Below are 21,708 nucleotides of genomic sequence, written 5' to 3'. Positions count from 1 at the left end.
CTGTGTCTACGGGTGTGCTCGATCCCGAAACCCGAACCCTCGATCAGCCATACCCGGACACCGCGAAGCCGGCCAGCTCGCTGCGCCGTTTCGCGCCGTTTCTGCTGCCGTACAAGTGGTTCTACATCGCCTCGATCGTGGTCTCGCTGATCGCCACCATGACCGGTCTGGTGATCCCGCTGGTGATGCAACGCGTCATCGACGGGCCCATCACCGATCGTAATTTCTCGGCCGTCTGGTGGCCCGCGGCGTTCGTCCTGTTGCTCGGCACCATCGATGCACTCGGCATCTGGGTTCGCCGTTACCTGGTCTCCCGCCCGTCGAGTCAGTTCGAGATCTCCGCGCGCGCAACAGTATTCGACAAACTCCAGCGACTGTCGGTCGCGGCTCACGAGAGCTGGGAATCGGGTCAGCTGCTTTCTCGTGCCATCGCAGACCTCGGTTCGCTGCGGCGGTTCATGGCCTTCATCGGCCCGTTCATCATCATCAACGCCGTCACACTGGTCGCAGGCATCGGCGTACTGCTGGTGCAGTCCTGGCAATTGGGGCTGATCATGCTGGCGACGTCGGTACCGCTGGTGATCGCCTGCACCAAGTTCGAGACGCTCTATCGCGTCGTGGCCCGTGATGCTCAGGATCAGGCGGGCGACGTCACGACGACGGTCGAAGAGTCCATCCAGGGTATTCGCGTCCTCAAGGCGTTCGGTCGAAGTGCGCACTTGGGCAAACAGTTTCTGCGTCAGGCCCGCACATTGCGGGGCACCGAGCTGAAGAAGGTGCGCTACCTGGCGATCATCTGGGCGGTGATCGTCGGGCTGCAGCCGATCACCATCGGCGCGATCCTCGCCGTAGGCACGTACTCCATCGTCCAGGGCACCATGACGGTCGGCACCCTCGTCGCCGCCATCGCCATCGTCACCTTCCTGCTGTGGCCGATCGAGTCCTTCGGGTATCTCCTGGCCGAGCTGAACAACGCCCGCACGGCAGCCGATCGGTACTGGGAGATCATGGATACTCCCGAAACCGTGACCGATCCGGACAATCCCGTCGAACTACCCGAAAAGATCCGTGGCCGAGTGCAATTCGATCGCGTCGGATTCACCTTCCCCGACGCGTCCGTACCGCTTCTCGAGGACGTCAGCTTCGTCGTCGAGCCGGGGGAGACCGTCGCGCTGGTCGGCAACACCGGTAGCGGAAAGACCGCGCTGACGAACCTCGTACCCCGGCTGTTCGACGCCACCGAGGGCTCCATCACCATCGACGGAATCGACGTGGCCTCGATGCGGTTGGCCGATCTGCGGTCGATCGTCACGGTGGCGTTCGAGGATCCGGTGCTGTTCTCGGCCAGTGCGCGCGAGAACATCGCGCTCGGTTCGCCCGGAGCCTCCGATGCCGAGGTCGCCGAGGCGTTGGAGATCGCGCACGCAACGGATTTCGTCGAGCAGTTGCCGTGGGGCCTGGCCACTCGCATCGGTGAGCAGGGAATGAGCCTGTCCGGTGGGCAGCGGCAGCGGCTCGCACTGGCGCGGGCGGTGCTGGGCAAGCCCCGGGTACTGGTGCTCGACGACCCGCTGTCTGCGCTCGACGTGGACACCGAAGCCAAAGTGCAGAAGGATTTACGACGCGTGTTGGCGCACTCGACGACACTGCTGGTGGCGCACCGGCCGTCGACCGCTGCCTTGGCCGACCGCGTGCTGTATCTCGAGAACGGACGAATTGTGGAGCAGGGAACACACGAGGGACTGCTGGCGTCGTCGCCGCGGTACCGCGAAGTGATGGGGTCGATTCATGGCTGAGCAAACCGCAGCCGCGGATTGGCGCGGCGTCGGCGGCGAGGAATCGGAGGTCGACGCAACCGGAAACCTGGTGTTGGCCGGGCGTTCTCGCCGGTTGCTCGCCTCGTTGGTGCGGCCGTACAAGAAGCAGGCCCTGCTGTCGTTCCTGATCATTCTGGTCGACAACATCACCTACGTTGCCGGTCCGCTGTTCATCGCCTATGCGCTGGACAACGGTGTCGGCGCTGCAGCACAGGGTGATTGGGCTCCGTTGCTGTGGGCGATCGGCGGCTACACCGGCTTCGGTCTGCTCGGGATGCTCACCACCTACGCCTTCCTCACCGTCTCCGGTCGGCTGAGTCAGAACATCCTGTACGACCTGCGCGGTCGGGTGTTCGACCATGCCCAGAAGCTGAGCCTGTCGTTCCACGAGAAGTACACCTCGGGACGGTTGATCTCGCGTCTGACCAGCGATGTCGAATCTCTGCAGACGCTGCTCGAAAGTGCGCTCAACGATGCTCTGACGGCCATCCTGTCGATGGTGTCGATCGCGATCATCCTGGTGTACCTCGACGTTCCGATGGCGATGATCGTGCTGGCCGGATTCGTTCCGCTGGTCCTCGTCACCCGGTGGTCGCAGCGTCGACAACGCCAGGGATACCGTCGAACACGGGTGGCGATCGCCCGCGTCGTGGTTCACTTCGTGGAGTCGATGGGCGGTATCCGCGCGGTACAGGTGTTCCGGCGCGAGGGCCGCAACGACGCGATTCTGAGCACCGAGGATTCGGAGTACCGCGACGCCACCACCGCAGCGCTGCGCGGGATGGCGAGCTACACCGGCATCGTGCGCTGGATCGGCAACGTCACGCTCGCGATCATCCTGGTGTTCGGTAGCTGGCGAGTGATCAACGGCCACATGGACATCGGTGTGCTCGCCGCCTACGTGTTGTATCTGCGCCGGTTCTACGGACCTCTCGACGAGCTGGCGATGGTCTTCAACGCCTACCAGTCCGCCGCTGCTGCACTGGAGAAGATCTCCGGGGTACTCGAAGAAGAACCGTCGGTGACAGCGCCGACGAACCCGGTGGAGATCGGAACAGCCAAGGGCGACATCACGTTCGACGATGTGCACTTCGCCTACGGCCCCGAACGCGTCGTGCTGCCGGAGTTCTCGTTGCACGTACCCGCCGGACAGGTGGTCGCGATGGTCGGAGCCACCGGAGCGGGTAAGTCGACACTGGCGAAGCTGTTGGCGCGCTTCTACGATCCGACGGCCGGAGCCGTCCGACTCGACGGCGTCGACATGCGGCAGATCAGCGACGACGACCTGCGTCGCAACGTCGTGATGGTGACCCAGGAGTCGTTCCTGTTCTCCGGTTCGGTAGCCGACAACATCCGACTCGGACGTCCCACCGCGACCGATGCCGAAGTTCGGGCTGCCGCGGACGCCGTCGGGCTGACGGAGTTCATCGCGTCGTTGCCGGATGGAATCGACACCGACGTACGCAAGCGCGGTGGCCGATTGTCCTCGGGTCAAAGGCAATTGGTGGCCTTCGCGCGGGTGTTCCTCGCCGCGCCGTCGGTGATCGTGCTGGACGAGGCGACATCGAGCCTCGACATCCCGAGTGAGCGGCTGGTGCAGCGCGCGCTCGAGACCATCCTGCAGGGACGAACGGCGCTGATCATCGCGCACCGACTCTCGACGGTGGCCATCGCGGATCGAGTACTCGTCATGGCCGACGGAAACATCGTCGAGGACGGAACCCCCGAGGACCTCATCGCAGGAGAGGGACGCTTTGCGCACCTGCACGAGGCGTGGGAAGACTCGCTCGTCTAGGTGCCGTGGTTCAGGTCCACGGAGTGATCGGCGGCTTGACCCACATGATCTTCTCGTCGGCGTGCTGGGGCGTCGCACCGTCGTGGCCCGGGTGTTCGGCCGCCCACACGGATTTACGGTCGAGCAACTCGGCCACGATGGTCCACGTCTCCATCGTGCTCGGCGGATGCAGGTCGGCAGCGCGGGCCAGCTTCCGGCGGACCGCGTCGGTGAGGTCAAGTAGCTCGGCACCGGTGATGCCGCGATCCCACACATAGCGCGCCAGAGCCTTCGCCTTGTCCTGCCGACTCTTCGCAGCCTGTTCGGAGTGCGCGAAATCGAACTGCCCGCCGCCCGCGTTCTCTGTCGTCACGGGCACAACATTAATGAACTGCGAGAAAAGGCACGTCCGCTTGATCTTCTGGGGGCCTCGTCGCCTACCGTAGGTGGGTGATCACTCAAGCATCGGGTGCAGAGCAAGTCTCCATACCCGCGACCGATTCCACAGACGCGAAAACCTGGCCGTCGATCCTGACGTGGCGAGCGCACGACGTTCCCCGCATGGAGTCCGTGCGGGTCCAGCTCTCGGGCAACCGCATCAAGGCTGCCGGACGCATCATCGGTGGCGCGTGCAGCGATCACCCCGCCTTCAGTGCGTCCTACGACCTGGTGACCGACGAATACGGCGTCACCAAGAGGCTCTCGGTGCGCACATCTCTCGCGTCCGGTGACCGCCAGGCCTCCGTCAGCCGTGACGACGAGGGCTACTGGATGGTGGAGAACAGCACCAGCCATCAGCGCTCGACCTACAGTGGCGCGCTCGACGTCGACATGGTGCTCAGCCCGTTCTTCAACACTCTGCCGATCCGTCGATTCGGTCTGCACACCCAGGTCCAGGACCTCGAGGTGCCCACGGTGTACGTGAACCTGCTCGACCTCAGCATCCAGGAAGCCACGCTGACCTACAGCAGTGGTTCCGAGGGAATTCACGTCATCTCACCGGTCTCGACGTCGTCCGTCACGGTCGACGCCGACGGTTTCGTTCTCGACTACCCGGGACTGGCCGAGCGGATCTGACGTACGACGCCACCGCGTCGACCCGCGTCCTGCAGTTTTTCCCGCCACCCCGGTTCGCCCGGGGTGATGTCTGTGATCTCGAAGCGTTGATGCTGCTCGTACTGCAGGCGCGCCGTGTTTCCGGCCTCGACCAGTGATTTCGTCGAACCTCTGTCGAGTTCTTCGCGCGCTGCAATGAGTGCGTCCAGTGCCTCGTCCAGCGCGGTCCGCAGAGCGGCGGCGTTGCCCTCGGTCATCGCCCGAACGAGATTCGGCGACGAGGACGCCACCCGCGTCCCGTCCCGAAACGAGCCCGCAGCCAGGCCCAACGCCAGCGGTCCGCCTGCCGCGCCCACGATCGCGAGCGTCTCGGCCAGCACGTGCGGAAGATGAGAAATTCTGGCGACGGCGCGATCGTGCTCGCCGCTCTCTGCCGGCACCACCACCGAACCGCAGTCGAGAGCGAGCCGGGCCACCCGAACCCACACGTCCGCGTCGACTCCCGGGTCGGTGGACACCACCCACACCGCGTCGGCGAACAGCGTCGGATCGGTGGCCGACCACCCCGAGTGGTTGGTGCCGGCCATGGGATGTCCCCCGACGTAGCGTGCCTGCAAACCCTGCGCCTCGACGGCGGCCGCCATCTCGGCCTTGACGCTGACGACATCGGTCAGCGGAGCTGTGGGGGCATGCTCGGCGACAGCAGTCAGAATCGACTCGACGGCAGGCATCGGAACGGCGACGACGATCAACGCGTCCTGTGCTGCGGCCCTGCTCAGTGCAGCTACCAGGTCGGTGCCGACGTCGTATCCATCGGCCACAGCACCTGCGATCGCGTCGGCCGATCGGTTCCATCCCCATACCGGACGGCCCGCGTCGTGTGCCGCGCGCAGGATCGACCCACCGATCAGTCCGAGCCCCAGAACGCACACCGAAGAAGAAGTCACCCGATCAGATTGGCACAGGTGGGTGACGTCGATCGGACGTGGACTTCGAATACAGGCCCCTACCGGACTACCGTTGCGCGCATGGCCGCACAGCGCGCGAACAACAACCGCGCATCCGCACCGGAATACGACGACCTCGAGGGATTCGGCGTTGCAGTTGTCCGAGAGGAAGGCAAGTGGACCGTCACGCCGCTGTCCGACGACGCACTGACCAGTCTGTCGGCGGCAGAGACCGAATTGCGTGAGCTGCGCAGTTCTGGAGCGGTGTTCGGAATGCTCGACGTGGACGAGGAATTCTTCGTCATCCTGCGTCCCGCACCGAACGGCACCCGACTGTTGCTCTCCGACGCGGTCGCCGCCGTCGACTACGAAATCGCCGCGGACGTCCTCGATGCGCTCAACATCGAGATCCCCGACGTCGACCCCGACGAACTCGACGACATCGAGCCCTACGAAGAGGGTGACCTCGCGTTGCTGGCCGATCTCGGACTCCCCGAAGCTGTGCTCGGCATCATCGTCGCCGAGACCGACGACTACCCCGACGAGCAGCTGCAGTCCATCGCCGAACGCCTGGGCTTCGAGGACGAGTTCACCGCAGCGGTGAACAAGCTGCGGCGGTAGTCCATGTCGGTATCCGACGCGGACATGATCCGCGCAGCGCTGGCGGCTGCCGCCGAGGCGTCGGATGCCGACGTCCCCGTCGGAGCCGTCGTGTTCGACCCCTCCGGACGCGAGATCGCCCGAGCCTGCAATGCGCGGGAGGCGTCGGGCGACCCCACCGGACACGCGGAAGTGATCGCCCTGCGTCGAGCAGCGGCCGTGCACGGGGACGGTTGGCGACTCGAAGGCTGCACCCTGGCCGTCACCTTGGAACCATGCACGATGTGCGCCGGGGCGCTGGTGCTCGCTCGCGTCGGAGCAGTGGTGTTCGGAGCATGGGAACCCAAGACCGGAGCCGTCGGCTCGCTGTGGGACGTGGTGCGAGACCGTCGACTCACCCACAGACCGCAGGTGCGCGGCGGGGTGTTGGAAGCCGAATGCGCCGAAGTGTTGACCAGGTTCTTCGCTCGCCAGAGATAACGATCCCGTCTCGAGGTGAGGGGCGAGGTGGCCGGGTCCGTCGGTTTTCAGGAGTGTGGAGAGCAGGGGTGCGACGACGCGCTCCAACCTCTGCGAAGGAGAGCACTATGGGAATCGGCGACAAGATCTCGAACAAGACCGAAGACCTCGGCGGCAAGGCAAAGGAAGCCGCTGGTTCGGCCACCGGAGACAAGGACCTCGAAGCTGAGGGCAAGGGCGACCAGACCTCGGCAGCTGTCAAGGACGGCGTCGAGAAGGTCAAGGACGCAGCCTCGAACATCAAGGACAAGCTCACCGGCAACTAGTCGCCGGAGTGGAGCCTGCGGAATGACCGATGGATTCGCGTGCTGAGCAGGCGATTTAGCCTCAGGCCGTCATTCCGGTACAGTCTTCTGCGGTGGCGTGTCCGAGCGGCCTAAGGAGCACGCCTCGAAAGCGTGTGACGGGTAATCCCCGTCCGAGGGTTCAAATCCCTCCGCCACCGCCAGAGCGCCCCACCTGTTCACGCAGGTGGGGCGCTTTTTTGTGCGCGCAGTCTGGGGTGGGGTTAAGCCGCAAACGCGCGCGCATTCGTCGGTTGCGTTCGGATTCGCCACCGATTCGGGTCTATTTCACGCGCACCTGGCAAGTGCGCGCGCGTTTGCGGGATGGGCGGGTGGGATCACCGGCGCAGTCAGGAGTTCACGGGTGCTGGGTTCACGGGTGCGGGTTTCGGTCTTGTGTGGCTGTGTCCGTTGCAAACGCGCGCGCATTTGTCAGACGCGTTCGGATTCGCTATCGATTCGGGGTCTATTTCGCGCGCACCTGGCAAGTGCGCGCGCGTTTGCGGGATCGCAGAGCCCCGGCCCCAACTTCGCGGCAACTCAGGAACTCAGCATTGCCCCGCACCTGCGGCGTCGAGTCCGCGCAGAATTTCGTTCTGATCGCCGGGCGGCACGTCGTTCCAGCTCGGCGCGGTGGTCATTTCGTTGCGCAGACCCTCGACCGACTTGGCGCGATCGGAGATTCCGGTTTGCTCGAGCGCATCGATCGACGGCAGAAACTGTGTACAGGTCTGCTGGTAGAGCGCTTCACCGGTGACGCCGGAGGTCGCGTCGGTCGGAGCTGCAGGCTCGGCAGCGGGCGGTAACTCGGAAACAGGAGCGGGCTCGGGTGAGGGCGCGTCGACCGTGGTGGTCGCGGGGACAGTCGTGGAACTCGCAGTGGTCGTCGTCGTTTCGGCGACGGTGGTGCTCGACGCCTCCTCGCTCGACGGGTCGTTGCTGCATCCGGCAATCGAGACGGCCACGATCAGCCCGAGCAATCCGGTCGCGATTTTTCCGTTCATCGCAACTGTGTACCACCCCGGCGGAACCACCGACGTCAGAGCAGGGTCTGCGCACGTCCGGTGATGGTGCTCAGCGCCGTCGACCAGGCGAGGTTCTTCGGGTCGAGGAATGCTCCGTGCCCCGCTCCCGGCAGGAGGACGAGCTCGGGGTCGGTGCTGCCCGCCTTCGTCGATGCGTCGATGTAGACGCGGCTCTGGTTCACCGAGACGGTCTGATCGGCGTCACCGTGCAGCGCAGTGAGCGGAACGTCGAGGGGGAGGTATTCGATGGGGGAGGCGATCTCGTAGCGTCCGGGCACCTCGTTCGGCATGCCGCCGAGGAAGGCAGGCACGAACTTGTCGCCGCCGATGTCGGCTGCCCGCTTCATGTCGAAGACGCCGGCCATGATGGTGGCGCTGCGTGGTCGGATCTTCGGTTCTGCGCCCGGCGCGTCGACGGGCATGAGGTGTCGAGCCGCGACCCATGCGGCGAGTTGGCCGCCTGCCGAGTGTCCGGCGACGTGGACGCGATCGAGATCGAGGCGACCATCGGCAGCATTCTGGACGACGGTTGCCAATGCCTCGGTGGCGTCGTCGACGTCGGAGAGGGTGTTGGCCCAATTGTTCGGCCCGCGTCGGTATTCGACGTTCCACACGGCGATGCCTTCGTCGGCGATGGCCGTCGACATCTGCTGGAAGTACGACAGGTCGAGGTCTTCCTGCCATCCGCCGCCGTGAATCATCACCACCACCGGGAGGGAGGTGGCGTTGTTGTCGGGGAGGTACAGGTCGCCGATGTTGTCCGGCTCGTATCCGTAGCTCAGTCGAATGGGATCCCCGGCCGGGCCCGATACCGGTTGCAGCGCAGCCGAATACGTCTCTGCGGTACTCGGTGAGGAGTCGGTGTCGGCCGAGCTGCAGCCGACCAGCGCGACCGCCAGCAGGCCGGAGAGGAAGTGGCGACGATTCACGCGTGCCGATCCGTCCAGTCGAGCAGTTCGGTGAGCGGCCAGGTGTTGATCACGCGCTCCGCGGGGACGCCGCGCTCTTCGGCTCGGATGCAGCCGTAGCCCTGCCAGTCGAGCTGTCCGGGAGCGTGCGCGTCGGTGTCGATGGAGAACAGGCAGTCGCGCTCGAGGGCGATGTCGATCAGTCGCTCCGGGGGATCCTGTCGCTCGGGTCTGGCGTTGATCTCCACTGCGGTGCCGAACTGGCGGCATCCCTCGAACACCACGGGGGCGTCGAACGTCGATTCGGGTCGGGTTCCGCGGCCACCCTCGACGAGCCGTCCGGTGCAGTGACCGAGTACGTCGACATGCGGGTTGGCGATGGCGGTGACCATACGTTTGGTCATGGTCTTGGAGTCGGCCCGCAGGTTCGAATGCACGCTCGCCACCACCACGTCCAGCTCTGCGAGCAGACCCTCGTCCTGGTCGAGCGATCCGTCGTCGAGAATGTCGACTTCGATTCCGGTGAGGATGCGGAACGGTGCGAGCCGCTCGTTGAGCTCGGCGATGACGTCGAGTTGTGCGCGCAGACGCTCGGCGGCGAGGCCGTTGGCGACCTTGAGGCGTGGGGAATGGTCGGTGAGAGCGCAGTACTGGTGACCGAGCCTCTCGGCGGTACGCATCATCTCCTCGATGGGGCTGCCGCCGTCGGACCAGTTGGAATGGGTATGCAGATCGCCCTTCAATGCACCGCGAAGTTCGTTGTCTCCGATGGGTTCTGCCGCGTCTCGTTGCTCGCGGAGATAGTCCGGAACGTCCTGAGTCAGTGCCTGGCGAATGATCAGCGAGGTCTTGGCTCCGATACCGGTCAGCGAGGACCAGCTGTCTGCCTTCTCGTGCTCGGATCGTTTTGCGGGCGTGAGGGATTCGACCACATCTGCGGCCCGACGGTAGGCCTTGACTCGATGGGTGTCCGAGCGGGAGCGTTCGAGCCAGAAGCCGATCTCTCGAAGTGCGTCCACCGGATCCATGCGGTCCATTGTGCCTGGCGGTACCGACACGTGTTCACGGGGTAAACGGACAAAACTCTCAGGGACTTACCAGGTCGCTCACTCCCCATAGGCTTGAAGCTGCAACTACCATCGGCAGTCATGACCAAGAAATGGTGGATTGTCGGCGCGATCGTCGTTGTCGTAGTGGCGCTCGGACTGTATTTCGGCCCCAAGATCTATGCCTCGTTCGAGGGCGACGACGCACCGGCGGCAACCGTGTCGACCTCCGGCGCGCAGGCTGCGACCACACAGGACATCGACGGACGGTGGATCGTCACTCCGGGCGACGCCGCCAATACGACTGCCGCGGGCTACACCGTCGACGAGTTGTTGAACGGGTCCGATGTCACGGTCGTCGGGTCGACGACCGAGGTCGCGGGCAACGTCGTCATAGCCGACAACACGCTCACCGAGGGGCAGGTGGTCGTCATGACCAACTCGATCAGCACCGACAGTGACCGTCGCGACAGTCAATTCCGCGGCAACATCTTCGACACCGCGACCTATCCGACGGCGACGTTCAACATCGACTCGCCGATCGATCTGTCCGCACTGCCCAAGGACGGCACCACCATGACGGTCACCGCCGAGGGCACGTTGACGCTCAAGGATCAGACACGTCCGGTCTCGGTGGAGATGGAAGTGCTGCAGTCCGGCGACACGCTCATCGCGTCGGGTGCCATTCCGACGACGTGGACCGACTACCAGATCGAGCCGCCGTCACTCGGCTTCGTCACCGTCGATCCGTCCGGGACCATCGATTTCCTGATCAATCTGAATCAGCAGTAGCGGGTTCTCGCGCGGGCTCGGGCGTCCATCCCGGCGGTCCGACGAGATATCCGACGCGCTCCTTCCATGACCGCGATGCCGCAACATCCCGCGCGATGTTGCGGTATTCGTGTGTCTGGAGGGTCCAGATGTTGAACGTGTCGACGGGCTTGGTGAGTCCGTAGTTGGGGCGCTCGACCTCCTCGGCGTAGGTGCCGAACAGGCGGTCCCAGATGATGAGGATGCCGCCGTAGTTCTTGTCGAGATACTGCGGATCGCGGCCGTGATGGACGCGGTGATGCGAGGGCGTGTTGAAGACGTACTCGAACGGACGCGGCAGCCGGTCGATGCGCTCGGTGTGCACCCAGAACTGGTAGACGAGGTTGATCGAGAATCCGACGAACACCATCCACGGCGGCATGCCCAACAGGGGTAGCGGTAGCCACATGATGACCTCGCCGCTGTTGTTCCACTTCTGTCGCAGCGCCGCGGCGAAGTTGAAGTACTCGCTCGAATGGTGCGACTGATGCGTCGCCCAGATGATTCGGGTCCGATGCGCGATGCGGTGATATCCGTAGAAGAGCAGGTCGACGCCCAGGATCAGGATCACCCACGTGTACCAGGCGTCGGCCGGAAGATGCCACGGCGCGACGTAGACGTAGATCGCCGTGTAGGCGACGAGGGCGAGCGCCTTCCATGCCGTGGTGGTCGCGATGGACACCAGTCCCATGCTCAGGCTCGAGCGTGCATCCCTGGCGGAATAGCTGCCGCGTTCACCGTCCTCGAGCTTCGCGGCCGCGATCCACTCGATCGCCAACAACAGTGCGAACGCGGGAATGGCCAGTGCCACGGGATCGCGCAGCGGTTCGGGGAGTGCATTCCACGCCGAACCGATCCACTCGCTCATCGAAACCTCCTGCGTGACAGTTAGAGGTTGAGTGTAACGCTTTTCTGTTCGGATTCCCCAGGGCTCGTACCGTGGAGGACGGCGCACCAATCGGCCGAGAGAGCGGAGTCGGACTTGTTGCAGAAAATCGCGTCCACGATCGGACAGGTGGTCGGGTCGGCGTTGGGTGTCGTCGGTATCCGGGTCGGTACCGAGGAACCGCCGCATACGAGCCGTCGACTGACCGATGCGGTGGAGATCCGTCGTTACCGACCACGCATCGCGGCGCAGACAGTCGTCGACGCCGATGAGGAAGAGGCACGGCAGGAGGGTTTCCGCCGCCTGGCTCGCTACATCTTCGGCGGAAACGGAGGCAAGAAACGGGTCGCGATGACCGCTCCCGTCAGTCAATCGCCGGCAGGGTCGCAGAAGATCGCCATGACTGCGCCGGTATCGAGTACGCCCGGCAGCGACGGGTGGGTTGTCCGGTTCTTCATGCCTGCCGAGTGGACGATCGACACGCTGCCCGAGCCCGACGACGACCGCGTGACGTTGACCGAGGTTCCGGCGGAGACGGTCGCTGTACTGCGTTTCAGCGGTGGCCGCGGCCGAGGCGATGTCCAACCGCAGATCGCGGCGTTGACCGAAGCGTTGCGAGCCGAGGGTATCGAGATGCTGGGTGAGCCGATGACCTGGTTCTACGATCCGCCGTGGACCTTGGCGCCGTTGCGTCGTAACGAGGTGGTCGTGGCGATACCGGACGGTTCCTGACGCGTCGGGGTGTCCCGCACGTGCTCGCTAATTCCCTACTGCGATGGTAGGAATTGAACGTGCACATCACGGCCAAGGCGGACTATGCGGTTCGCACGCTCGTCGAACTCGCTGCCGTCGGTGGGCAGCGGCCCGCGAAGGCCGAGGCGCTGGCCATGGCGCAGGGCATCCCGCACAAGTTTCTCGAATCGGTGCTCTCGGATCTGCGTCGCGCGGATCTCGTGTGTAGCAGAAGGGGACCCGACGGCGGTTACTGGTTGGCGCGGGAGGCGTCGGACATTTCGGTTGCCGATGTGATGAGGGCCGTCGAAGGCCCGTTGGCGTCGGTGCGCGGTCAGCGGCCCGAGGATGCGGAGTATTCCGGTCCGGCCGAGCCGCTCACCCGGGTGTGGCTGGCGGTACGCGTCAATCTGCGTGCGGTGCTCGAGGCGGTGTCGCTGGCGGACATCGTCGACAACGAGCTGCCGGACTTCGTCGGAGAGCTGATCAGCGAGCCGACCGCGTGGGCGCGTCGATGACCTGAGTCACATCCGGTGCCGGCTGTGGCGGGATCGACAAAATTGCACACCACTGCAAACTTGCAGAACAGTGCAAGTTCCGTAGGTTGGTAATCGTGACTTCTCCGACGGGCCTTCGCGATCTGAAGAAGGCGGCCACCCGCGACGCGCTCGGCATGGCTGCCGTGCGTCTGGGCAAGGAGCACGGCATCGACGCGGTCACCGCCGACGCCATCGCGCACGAAGCGGGAGTCTCCACCCGCACGTTCCACAACTACTTCTCCAACAAGGAAGAAGCAGTTCTTCACCACATCGAAGTGTCTGCCCTCGAATGGTTCGAGCTCCTGCGCGCCAGGCCGTCGACCGAACCGATCTGGGACTCGTTGCGGCACATCGCAATCGACCTCGTCGCGGACCCGGGCCGAGATCTGGACGACACCTTCGCGGCTGCCCGGCTGATCGAAGCCAACCCCGCCCTGATGGCTCGCAAGCTCGAGATGCACCAATCGCTGACCCGCAAACTCGGCGAAGCCATCGCCGAGCGAACCGGTACCGACATCGACACCGACCTCTACCCCAACCTGCTCCAGATGGCCGTCGGTGGTGCCGTCACGGCAGCACTGAACATCTGGGTCACCGATTCTGCAGGCGCATCGACGCCGAGGGCCCTCATCGAGGACGCCTTTGACCAACTGCGCGCTGGACTTCCCGAGCCGCAACCGTCCGAACCCAACCGAGGAGCTTGACAGTGGCCACCTATCTCTACCGAATCGGAAGATTCGCGTACCGACGCAAGGGCATCGTCCTCGGACTGTGGCTGGCGATTCTGGTGCTCGCCGGAGTGGGCGCAGCGACGCTGTCCGGCCCCACCGCGAACTCGTTCAGCATCCCGGGAACGCCCGCGCAGGCTGCGCTGGATCTGCAGTCGGAGCGGTTCGGCTCCGCCGAGGACCCGCTCACTGCCGTCAGCGCCGAGTACGTGTTCCAGGCACCCGACGGGCAGACGCTGGACACTCCGCAGTACACCTCGGCGATCGACGCAACCATCGCCGAGATCGAGAAGATCGACGCCGCCAAACCCGCCGAAGGTGCGCAGCCGCTGGCGAATCCGGTTGCGGCCAATCAGTCGATCATCGAGCGATACACCGAGGCGGCAACCGAAGCGGGCACCCCGGCCGACCAGGTGGCCGCCGACGCGGCAGCCACGTCACCGCTCAGCCCCAACGGCAACGTCGGCACGGTCACCGTGCCGATCAACGTCGAACTCGCCGACGTCACCGACCAGATCCGCACCGAGCTCGACGAGGCCGCGCAGCCCGCTCGTGACGCCGGACTGACCGTCCTCCTCGGCGGCACCGTCGCGCAGGAGAACGTCGCGCCCGGTGGTACGTCGGAAATCGTCGGTCTGGCCGTCGCCGCCGTCGTGCTGCTCATCATGTTCGGATCCGCCGCGGCCGCCAGCCTGCCGCTGATCACCGCCATCGTCGGAATCGGTATCTCGAGCCTGGCGATCACCACGGCGTCCGGCTTCGCGAGCCTGTCGTCGTTCACGCCGGTCCTCGCGATCATGATCGGTCTGGCCGTCGCGATCGACTACTCGCTGTTCATCCTCGCCCGTTATCGCCACGAACTGACGTTGACGGACGACCGAGAGGAAGCCGTCGGACGGTCCGTGGGAACCGCGGGCTCGGCTGTGGTGTTCGCCGGTGCCACCGTGCTCATCGCCCTCGTTGCCCTGCGCGTCGTCGGGATTCCGTTCCTCTCCCAGATGGGCCTCGCCGCAGGTTTCGCGGTGTTCATCGCGGTACTGATCGCACTGACGTTCCTGCCGGCGATGCTCGGCCTCTACAAGGGCAAGGCCTTCGCGGGCAAGATCAAGTTCGTCAACACAACCGACCCGGAAGACCCGAACGCCACGCCAACCAACGGACTTCGCTGGGCCCGATTCCTGGTCAAGAGGCCCGCGCTGGGACTCATCGGCGGCATCGTCCTGCTCGGTGTCATCGCAGGACCCACCACCGGTCTGTCGCTGGCACTGCCGTCCACCGCCACCGCCGACCCGTCGACGCCTGCACGTCAGGCCTACGACATCGTCGACGAGGGCTTCGGTCCCGGACGCAACGGCCCGCTGCTGGTCATCGCCGACGCTTCCGGCGTGGCCGAGGCCGATCGCACGGCGTCGTTCGGCAAGGTCGTCGAGACCATCACCGGAGAGCCCGACGTCACCAACGCCCAGATCATCGCCGTCAACCAGGCCGGGGACACCGCACAGATCCTGGTCACTCCATCGTCCTCACCGAACAGTGAGCAGACGAAGAACCTCGTGGCGAATCTGCGCGACGCCGAACCGGGCTTGGTGGCCAGTGACGGCGTCTCCTACGGAGTCACCGGTCAGACGGCACTCGAGCTCGATGTCTCCGAACGACTGCAGGACGCGTTGATCCCGTACCTGGCAGTGGTCGTCGGCCTGGCCTTCGTTCTGCTGATGCTCGTGTTCCGCTCCATCCTGGTGCCGCTGACCGCAACGCTCGGGTTCCTGCTCAGCGTGCTCGCGACCTTCGGTGCCACGGTGTTCATCTTCCAGGAGGGCGGCCTCGGCCTGATCTCCAACCCGCAGCCCATCGTCAGCTTCATGCCGATCTTCCTCATCGGCGTGGTATTCGGTCTCGCGATGGACTACCAGGTGTTCCTCGTCTCGCGTATGCGTGAGGAATTCGTTCACGGAGCCGCCGCCAAGGATGCCGTCGTCAACGGGTTCAAGTACGGCGCACGCGTGGTCACCTCGGCTGCGGTCATCATGATCTCGGTGTTCGCCGCATTCATCGCCGAGCCGGACTCGTTCATCAAGTCCATCGGATTCGCGCTCGCCGCGGCCGTGTTCTTCGACGCGTTCGTCGTGCGGATGGTGCTGATTCCGTCGGTGATGGCATTGATGGGCGACAAGGCCTGGTGGCTGCCGAAGTGGCTGGACAAGATCCTGCCCAACGTCGACATCGAAGGTGCCAAGCTGAAGACGGCACCGGAGAAGACGACCGAGTAACGGTCTGAGCCGGTCGGCCGAAGATTACCCGCAACACTCGAAAAACGGAGAGACTGTTATCCATGTGTACGAGTAATCTTCGGCCATCATGCTGATTCCCCTGCTGCGCACGTATCTGGCTCCGTACAAGATGCCGATCGTCGCGCTGGTTCTGCTGCAATTGGTCGCCACGCTGGCAGCCCTGTTCCTGCCCAGTCTCAACGCCGACATCATCGACAAGGGTGTGACGACCGGCGACACCGGTTACATCCTCTCGGCCGGTGGCGTCATGTTGCTGGTGTCGGCGGTGCAGATCATCAGCTCGGTCGCGGCGGTGTTCATCGGTGCGCGCGCAGCCATGGGTGTCGGACGCGACCTGCGCGGTGCCATCCTGCATCGCGTCGGTACGTTCTCCGCCCGTGAAGTCGGCCAGTTCGGTGCGCCGTCGCTGATCACCCGCAACACCAACGACGTTCAGCAGGTGCAGTTGGTGATCGTCATGGGGTTCACCATCGTGGTGATGGCCCCGATCATGTGCGTCGGCGGCATCGTGATGTCGCTGCGCGAGGATCTCGGGCTGTCCTGGATCCTGCTCATCGCAGTGCCGGGTCTGGCCATCTCGATGGGTCTGATCATCGTCAAGATGGTGCCGGCGTTCCGCTCCATGCAGAAGCGCATCGATGCCGTCAATCGTGTTCTGCGTGAACAGATCACCGGCATCCGCGTGGTACGGGCGTTCGTTCGCGAGGACTTCGAGGTCGACCGTTTCGGGGCGGCCAACAGCGCGCTCACCGATACCGCCCTTCGCGTCGGACGGCTCATGGCCCTGATGTTCCCGACGGTCATGCTCATCAGCAACGTCACCAGCGTCGCCGTCATCTGGTTCGGCGGCCACGCGATCGACGACGGCACGATGCAGATCGGCTCTCTCACAGCACTTCTGAGCTACATCATGCTGATCCTCATGTCGGTGATGATGGCGTCGTTCATCGCGATGATGGTGCCCCGTGCGTCGGTGTGCGCCGACCGCATCAGCGAGGTACTCGCCACCGAATCCTCGGTCGTGCTGCCCGACAAGCCGAAGACGTTCACGTCCTCGCCGGGAACGGTCGAGCTCGTCAACGCCGAATTCTCCTTCCCCGGAGCCGAATATCCGGTGCTGTGCGGGGTGAACCTGCGGGCCGAGGCCGGCAAGGTCACCGCCATCATCGGCGGTACCGGCTCCGGAAAGTCCACTCTCGTCAACCTGATTCCGCGACTGATCGACGTCACCGGCGGTGAGGTACGCGTCGGCGGAGTCGACATTCGTGAACTCGATCTGGACCTGCTGCGCTCGGAGATCGGTCTGATTCCGCAGAAGCCGTACCTGTTCTCGGGCACCATCGCGAGCAACCTGCGTTACGGCAAATCCGACGCCACCGACGCCGAACTGTGGGAGGCACTCGAGATCGCCCAGGGCGCCGACTTCGTTCGGGCCATGCCCGAGGGACTGGAAACACCCGTCGCGCAGGGCGGTACGACGGTCTCCGGCGGTCAGCGGCAACGCCTCGCCATCGCCCGGGCGTTGGTCCGCAAACCCAGCATCTATCTGTTCGACGACTCGTTCTCCGCGCTGGACCTCACCACCGACGCCAATCTGCGTGCAGCCCTGAGGCCGGTGACGCGAGATGCGTGCATGATCGTTGTCGCTCAACGCGTCTCGACCATCATCGACGCCGATCAGATACTCGTACTCGACGACGGAAAGCCGGTAGGTGTGGGTACCCACGACCAATTGATGGCAGATTGCCCCACCTACGCCGAGATCGTCGACTCGCAGCACGCCGTGGGTGCACTGTGACCGCGCAGGTGGAGAAGGCGGAAGAGGAGGACATCGCTCCCGTCTCCAAGACTGTGAAGCCGGGAACCAAGGCCCGCAACTTCAAGGGCTCGTTCAAACGACTGATCGGCCTGCTCGCTCCCGAGCGAGTGCTCCTGTCGATCATGCTGGCGTTCGGTATCGCCAGCACCGTGCTCACCGTCGCCGCGCCCAGCGTCCTCGGACACGCGACCGACCTCATCTTCAACGGCGTCGTCGGCCGCGAGCTCGATCCGGGTCAGACCAGAGACCAGGCCATCGACCAGCTGCGCGCCCAAGGCAACGACTCCATCGCGGATCTGGTGTCCGGCACGAACCTGACTCCCGGAGCCGGAATCGACTTCGGTGCAGTCGGAACCGTACTGATGTGGGTCCTGGTTCTGTATGTGCTCTCTGCGGTGCTGGCCTGGGCGCAGGGATACATCCTCAACATCGCGCTGCAGCGTCGAATCCTGTTGCTGCGCGGCAGCGTCGAAGCGAAGGTGCATCGACTGCCGCTGAAGTACTTCGACAACAATGCTCGCGGCGAGACGCTGAGCCGCGTCACCAACGACATCGACAACGTCTCGACCAGCCTGCAGCAGACGCTGAGCCAATTGATCACCGGCATCCTCACCGTCCTGGGCATCCTCGGCGTCATGATCTGGATCTCGCCGTTGCTCGCTCTCGTTGCGGTGCTGACCATTCCGGCGTCGTTCGCGGTCACCGCCGTCATCGCCAAGCGTTCACAGCCGCACTTCGTCGCGCAGTGGAAGCACACCGGCAAGCTCAACGCGCAGATCGAAGAGACCTACACGGGCCACGAGATCGTCAAGGCCTTCGGCCGTCAGGCCGACGTGGAACGCGAATTCGGCGACCGCAACGAGAAGCTGTTCCAATCGAGCTTCCGGGCGCAGTTCATCTCCGGCATGATCATGCCCGTCATCATGTTCCTCGGGAACATCAACTACGTTGTCATCGCCGTCGTCGGCGGGCTGCGGGTCGCGTCGGGCACGCTCACGCTCGGTGAGGTGCAGGCGTTCATCCAGTACTCGCGTCAATTCACGCAACCGCTCACCCAGGTGGGTTCGATGGTCAACCTGGTGCAGTCGGGTGTGGCGTCGGCCGAGCGCATCTTCGAGGTGCTCGACGCCGAGGAAGAGGACGCGGACCCGGCCGATGCCGTTCGACCCACTCAGCGCCGAGGACGCGTCGAATTCGAGAACGTCTCGTTCGGCTACTCGCCCGACCGCCCGCTGATCGAGAACCTGTCGCTGGTTGCCGATCCAGGGCATCTGGTCGCGATCGTCGGACCGACCGGTGCTGGCAAGACCACGCTGGTGAACCTGATCATGCGTTTCTACGAGATCGATTCCGGCCGTATCACCCTCGACGGCGTCGACACCATGAAGATGACCCGCGAAGAGCTGCGCGCCCGTACCGGAATGGTGCTGCAGGACACCTGGCTGTTCGGCGGAACCATTCGCGACAACATCGCCTACGGCGACCCGAGTGCCAGCGAAGAAGAAATACTCGAGGCCGCGCGGGTGAGCTACGTCGACCGATTCGTGCACTCGTTGCCCGACGGCTACGACACGATCATCGACGAGGAAGGCAACAACGTCAGCGCCGGTGAGAAGCAGCTCATCACCATTGCCCGCGCCTTCCTGGCCAAGCCGCTGATCCTCATCCTCGACGAGGCCACGAGCTCCGTCGACACCCGCACCGAACTGCTGGTGCAGAAGGCCACCGCGAAGCTGCGCACCGATCGCACCAGTTTCGTTATCGCGCATCGGCTTTCCACAATCCGCGACGCGGACACCATCGTGGTGATGGAGAACGGCAGCATCGTCGAGCAGGGCAATCACGAGGAACTGCTCGCGGCCAGGGGTGCCTACTTCCGGCTGAATGCGGCTGGAGCGGCTGCGCCGCAGGTGCACGGCTGATTCACCGGTCGTTCCGCAGGCTCCACTCCTGCCTCGTAGCAGGCTACGAATTTCCACTCACAAGCCGCGGAGCGGCATACTGACGCGGTGAGTTCCTCCAGTTTCGGCTTCGATATCGGCACCCGGCTCGACGGTGAGCTCGGTCGTACCGGCACCATCCACACCCCGCACGGTGACATCGCCACCCCCGCGTTCATCGCGGTGGGTACCAAGGCGACCGTCAAAGCAGTGCTGCCGGAGGCGATGAAGGAACTCGGCGCGCAGGCGGTGCTCGCCAATGCGTACCACCTGTATCTGCAGCCGGGCTCGGACATCGTCGACGAGGCGGGTGGGCTGGGTAAGTTCATGAACTGGGACGGGCCGACGTTCACCGACAGCGGCGGATTCCAGGTGATGTCGCTCGGCGTCGGCTTCAAGAAGGTCATCTCGATGGACGCCTCGCGGGTGGAGTCCGACGACGTCATCGCCGAGGGCAAGGAACGCCTCGCGCATGTCGACGACGACGGGGTGACGTTCAAGTCCCACCTCGACGGCTCCAAGCATCGCTTCACCCCCGAGGTGTCGATGCAGATTCAGCATCGCCTCGGTGCCGACATCATGTTCGCGTTCGACGAACTGACGACGCTGATGAATACCCGTGGTTACCAGGAGAAGTCGGTCGATCGGACGCAGGCGTGGGCCGAGCGGTGCGTCCTCGAACACGAACGGCTCACGGTCGAGCGCGCCGACAAGCCGTACCAGGCCCTGTTCGGAGTGGTGCAGGGAGCGCAGTACGAGGATCTACGCCGCAAGGCTGCACACGATCTCGAGACCATCACCGGAGAGACCGGCAGAGGCTTCGACGGCTACGGAATCGGCGGCGCACTCGAGAAGCAGAACCTCGGCACCATCACCCGGTGGGTGAACGAGGAACTGCCCGAGCACAAGCCGCGTCACATGCTCGGCATCAGCGAGCCGGACGACTTCTTCACGGCCATCGAGAACGGTGCCGACACCTTCGATTGCGTCAATCCCTCACGGGTGGCGCGCAATGCGGCGATCTACGTGCCGACGGGCCGTTTCAACATCAACACCGCCAAGCATCGACGCGACTTCACCCCGATCGACGACAGCTGCGACTGCTACACCTGCGCGCACTACACCAAGGCGTACATCCATCACCTGTTCAAGGCCAAGGAGATGCTCGCCTCGACGCTGTGCACCATCCACAACGAGCGCTTCACGGTCAAACTGGTCGACGACATTCGTGCCTCGATCGAGCAGGGGCGCTTCGCCGAATTCAGGACGGAGTTTCTGGGTCGGTTCTATGCTGCGAAGAGTGCGTGAGCTGATCTTCCAGCTCCGAAATACGCTGTAGCAGTTCCTGTTCCCGCTCGACTGCCTTACGCTGATACACCTCGGACAGCTCCGCGAGGTAGTTCGCGTCGTAGCGGGGAATGATGCTGCGGGTGCAGTTCCAGTCGAAGGCCTCGACGTCGATGACGACGCTGCGTTCGCACGTGGCGGCGACGGTCGTGTCGCCGATCCTTCTCAGTCGGTACAACAGTTCGGGATTGTCCGCCGCTTCGACGGTACGGGCCCGCCCGTAGAGCTTGAGACGTTGCCGCAGAGGGTAATTCACCAGAAACAGTGCGACGCGGTCATCGTGGTCGAGATTGGCCGCCGTGACGTACTGGTGGTTTCCGGCGAAGTCGGCGAAGCCGAGCGTGTGATCGTCGAGGACCTGCAGAAAGCCCTTCGGTCCACTTCGATACTGGATGTAGGGCCACCCGGTCTCGGCGACGGTGGCGATCTGGAACTGATCCAACGCGCGAATCATGGCCTTCTCGCGAGTGTCGAGAGGCGTCGGGCCGTCGTCGGGACGCTCGGTCTGCGAGCCGTAGGCGGTGTAGCTGCCGTCGACCTTCTGCCGCGCAATCGCGGCAGGGCCGAACATCAAATGGTGATAGTGGTTGCTCTGCGGCACGGGTGTCACCTTAGGTCAATCCGCGCGTTTCCCGGCCCC

At 64.5% G+C, this 21,708-nt stretch carries 21 protein-coding genes and 1 tRNA gene; 15 read left to right on the top strand and 7 right to left on the bottom strand.

Annotated features, from left to right (window positions below; genetic code table 11):
• Positions 1-2 precede the first annotated feature (2 nt).
• Together CH274_RS22765 and CH274_RS22760 are read left to right on the top strand one after the other, a co-directional pair.
• On the top strand, positions 3-1,796 hold the full coding sequence (locus tag CH274_RS22765) for an ABC transporter ATP-binding protein (protein WP_094659002.1): 1,794 nt from the start codon (positions 3-5) through the stop codon (positions 1,794-1,796).
• Positions 1,789-3,612 carry an ABC transporter ATP-binding protein gene (locus CH274_RS22760; RefSeq protein WP_094659001.1) on the top strand — a complete coding sequence of 608 codons (1,824 nt, stop codon included), beginning with the start codon at positions 1,789-1,791 and terminating at the stop codon, positions 3,610-3,612. The genes CH274_RS22765 and CH274_RS22760 overlap by 8 nt, the downstream gene beginning before the upstream one ends.
• 10 nt (positions 3,613-3,622) lie before the next feature.
• Here the strand turns inward: CH274_RS22760 and CH274_RS22755 are convergent, their stop codons facing one another.
• The gene (locus CH274_RS22755) at positions 3,623-3,964 is read right to left on the bottom strand and encodes a hypothetical protein (protein WP_094646601.1); all 342 of its coding nucleotides are present in this window, start codon (positions 3,962-3,964) and stop codon (positions 3,623-3,625) included.
• A 188-nt stretch (positions 3,965-4,152) separates the two neighbouring features.
• On the opposite strand from CH274_RS22755, the gene CH274_RS22750 reads away from it, so the two are divergent.
• Entirely contained in the window at positions 4,153-4,668 is a 516-nt protein-coding gene (locus tag CH274_RS22750; RefSeq protein WP_032395594.1) for a putative glycolipid-binding domain-containing protein, read from the top strand.
• On the opposite strand, the gene CH274_RS22745 is transcribed toward CH274_RS22750, so the two are convergent.
• Positions 4,641-5,612 (bottom strand): prephenate dehydrogenase, encoded by a 972-nt coding sequence (locus CH274_RS22745; RefSeq protein ID WP_094659158.1) that lies wholly within the window; start codon positions 5,610-5,612, stop codon positions 4,641-4,643. The two genes, CH274_RS22750 and CH274_RS22745, sit on opposite strands and share 28 nt — an antisense overlap.
• A gap of 63 nt (positions 5,613-5,675) precedes the next feature.
• Between CH274_RS22745 and CH274_RS22740 the strand changes: the two genes are divergently transcribed.
• From CH274_RS22740 to CH274_RS22725, 4 genes are all read left to right on the top strand, one after another.
• On the top strand, positions 5,676-6,215 hold the full coding sequence (locus CH274_RS22740) for a tRNA adenosine deaminase-associated protein (RefSeq protein WP_045200815.1): 540 nt from the start codon (positions 5,676-5,678) through the stop codon (positions 6,213-6,215).
• Between the two features lie 3 nt (positions 6,216-6,218).
• Positions 6,219-6,674, top strand: a complete 456-nt coding sequence (locus CH274_RS22735) for a nucleoside deaminase (RefSeq protein WP_094659000.1) — start codon at positions 6,219-6,221, stop codon at positions 6,672-6,674.
• 107 nt (positions 6,675-6,781) lie between these two features.
• Positions 6,782-6,979 (top strand): CsbD family protein, encoded by a 198-nt coding sequence (locus CH274_RS22730; protein WP_032395366.1) that lies wholly within the window; start codon positions 6,782-6,784, stop codon positions 6,977-6,979.
• A gap of 91 nt (positions 6,980-7,070) precedes the next feature.
• A tRNA-Ser gene (locus tag CH274_RS22725) sits at positions 7,071-7,161 on the top strand.
• A gap of 384 nt (positions 7,162-7,545) precedes the next feature.
• On the opposite strand, the gene CH274_RS22720 is transcribed toward CH274_RS22725, so the two are convergent.
• From CH274_RS22720 to CH274_RS22710, 3 genes are read right to left on the bottom strand one after another with little or no spacing between them, the layout of a single operon-like run.
• Positions 7,546-8,001, bottom strand: coding sequence for a hypothetical protein (locus tag CH274_RS22720; RefSeq protein ID WP_094658999.1), 456 nt, complete (start codon positions 7,999-8,001; stop codon positions 7,546-7,548).
• Between the two features lie 35 nt (positions 8,002-8,036).
• The gene (locus CH274_RS22715) at positions 8,037-8,951 is read right to left on the bottom strand and encodes an alpha/beta hydrolase family protein (RefSeq protein WP_094658998.1); all 915 of its coding nucleotides are present in this window, start codon (positions 8,949-8,951) and stop codon (positions 8,037-8,039) included.
• On the bottom strand, positions 8,948-9,958 hold the full coding sequence (locus tag CH274_RS22710; protein WP_094659157.1) for a PHP domain-containing protein: 1,011 nt from the start codon (positions 9,956-9,958) through the stop codon (positions 8,948-8,950). Before CH274_RS22710 ends, CH274_RS22715 begins: the two co-directional genes overlap by 4 nt.
• Before the next feature lie 120 nt (positions 9,959-10,078).
• On the opposite strand from CH274_RS22710, the gene CH274_RS22705 reads away from it, so the two are divergent.
• On the top strand, positions 10,079-10,768 hold the full coding sequence (locus tag CH274_RS22705) for a YceI family protein (protein ID WP_032395347.1): 690 nt from the start codon (positions 10,079-10,081) through the stop codon (positions 10,766-10,768).
• On the opposite strand, the gene CH274_RS22700 is transcribed toward CH274_RS22705, so the two are convergent.
• The gene (locus tag CH274_RS22700; protein WP_094658997.1) at positions 10,749-11,654 is read right to left on the bottom strand and encodes a sterol desaturase family protein; all 906 of its coding nucleotides are present in this window, start codon (positions 11,652-11,654) and stop codon (positions 10,749-10,751) included. The two genes, CH274_RS22705 and CH274_RS22700, sit on opposite strands and share 20 nt — an antisense overlap.
• Positions 11,655-11,768: 114 nt before the next feature.
• Here CH274_RS22700 and CH274_RS22695 point away from each other — a divergent pair, with 114 nt between their 5' ends.
• The 7 genes from CH274_RS22695 (at position 11,769) to tgt (ending at position 21,029) form a co-directional block, all read left to right on the top strand.
• Positions 11,769-12,404 (top strand): SOUL family heme-binding protein, encoded by a 636-nt coding sequence (locus tag CH274_RS22695; RefSeq protein ID WP_094658996.1) that lies wholly within the window; start codon positions 11,769-11,771, stop codon positions 12,402-12,404.
• A gap of 59 nt (positions 12,405-12,463) precedes the next feature.
• On the top strand, positions 12,464-12,922 hold the full coding sequence (locus CH274_RS22690) for an RrF2 family transcriptional regulator (RefSeq protein ID WP_032395344.1): 459 nt from the start codon (positions 12,464-12,466) through the stop codon (positions 12,920-12,922).
• A gap of 86 nt (positions 12,923-13,008) precedes the next feature.
• On the top strand, positions 13,009-13,647 hold the full coding sequence (locus CH274_RS22685; RefSeq protein WP_094632062.1) for a TetR/AcrR family transcriptional regulator: 639 nt from the start codon (positions 13,009-13,011) through the stop codon (positions 13,645-13,647).
• Positions 13,648-13,649: 2 nt separating this feature from the next.
• Entirely contained in the window at positions 13,650-15,941 is a 2,292-nt protein-coding gene (locus CH274_RS22680) for an MMPL family transporter (protein WP_094658995.1), read from the top strand.
• A gap of 88 nt (positions 15,942-16,029) precedes the next feature.
• On the top strand, positions 16,030-17,760 hold the full coding sequence (locus CH274_RS22675; RefSeq protein ID WP_094658994.1) for an ABC transporter ATP-binding protein: 1,731 nt from the start codon (positions 16,030-16,032) through the stop codon (positions 17,758-17,760).
• 8 nt (positions 17,761-17,768) lie between these two features.
• Entirely contained in the window at positions 17,769-19,703 is a 1,935-nt protein-coding gene (locus CH274_RS22670; protein ID WP_306436614.1) for an ABC transporter ATP-binding protein, read from the top strand.
• An 87-nt stretch (positions 19,704-19,790) separates the two neighbouring features.
• On the top strand, positions 19,791-21,029 hold the full coding sequence (gene tgt / locus CH274_RS22665; protein ID WP_094658992.1) for a tRNA guanosine(34) transglycosylase Tgt: 1,239 nt from the start codon (positions 19,791-19,793) through the stop codon (positions 21,027-21,029).
• On the opposite strand, the gene CH274_RS22660 is transcribed toward tgt, so the two are convergent.
• On the bottom strand, positions 20,983-21,639 hold the full coding sequence (locus CH274_RS22660; protein WP_094659156.1) for a pyridoxamine 5'-phosphate oxidase family protein: 657 nt from the start codon (positions 21,637-21,639) through the stop codon (positions 20,983-20,985). The genes tgt and CH274_RS22660 overlap by 47 nt on opposite strands.
• Between the last annotated feature and the right edge of the window lie 69 nt (positions 21,640-21,708).

This window comes from Rhodococcus sp. 06-418-5 (genome assembly GCF_002258285.1).
In the GTDB taxonomy this organism is placed as follows: Bacteria; Actinomycetota; Actinomycetes; order Mycobacteriales; family Mycobacteriaceae; genus Rhodococcoides.
Note: the sequence above shows the minus strand (reverse complement) of the source record. Positions and strands in the feature narration are given on the sequence as shown.